At 47.8% G+C, this 1,009-nt stretch carries 1 rRNA gene; it reads left to right on the top strand.

Going from position 1 to position 1,009, the window contains the following annotated elements:
- Positions 1 to 18: 18 nt before the first annotated feature.
- Positions 19 to 1,009, top strand: a 16S ribosomal RNA gene (locus SHI72_RS23585); the annotation flags it as partial.

The following is a 1,009-nucleotide window of genomic DNA, read 5'->3' as shown; positions in this document are numbered from 1 at the left end:
AATATAATATTAAAATATACGATGAAGAGTTTGATCCTGGCTCAGGATGAACGCTAGCGGCAGGCTTAACACATGCAAGTCGAGGGGTATGCTTCTTCGGGAGCAGAGACCGGCGCACGGGTGCGTAACGCGTATGCAATCTACCTTTTACAGAGGGATAGCCCAGAGAAATTTGGATTAATACCTCATAGTATAATAGCTCGGCATCGAGCAATTATTAAAGTCACAACGGTAAAAGATGAGCATGCGTCCCATTAGCTAGTTGGTAAGGTAACGGCTTACCAAGGCTACGATGGGTAGGGGTCCTGAGAGGGAGATCCCCCACACTGGTACTGAGACACGGACCAGACTCCTACGGGAGGCAGCAGTGAGGAATATTGGACAATGGGCGCAAGCCTGATCCAGCCATGCCGCGTGCAGGATGACGGTCCTATGGATTGTAAACTGCTTTTGTACAGGAAGAAACAGTTCTACGTGTAGAACCTTGACGGTACTGTAAGAATAAGGATCGGCTAACTCCGTGCCAGCAGCCGCGGTAATACGGAGGATCCAAGCGTTATCCGGAATCATTGGGTTTAAAGGGTCCGTAGGCGGTTTAATAAGTCAGTGGTGAAAGCCCATCGCTCAACGGTGGAACGGCCATTGATACTGTTAAACTTGAATTATTAGGAAGTAACTAGAATATGTAGTGTAGCGGTGAAATGCTTAGAGATTACATGGAATACCAATTGCGAAGGCAGGTTACTACTAATTGATTGACGCTGATGGACGAAAGCGTGGGTAGCGAACAGGATTAGATACCCTGGTAGTCCACGCCGTAAACGATGGATACTAGCTGTTGGGAGCAATTTCAGTGGCTAAGCGAAAGTGATAAGTATCCCACCTGGGGAGTACGTTCGCAAGAATGAAACTCAAAGGAATTGACGGGGGCCCGCACAAGCGGTGGAGCATGTGGTTTAATTCGATGATACGCGAGGAACCTTACCAAGGCTTAAATGTAGATTGACCG

The organism is Flavobacterium sp. PL02 (assembly GCF_035013205.1).
Taxonomy (GTDB): domain Bacteria; phylum Bacteroidota; class Bacteroidia; order Flavobacteriales; family Flavobacteriaceae; genus Flavobacterium.
Note: the sequence above shows the minus strand (reverse complement) of the source record. Positions and strands in the feature narration are given on the sequence as shown.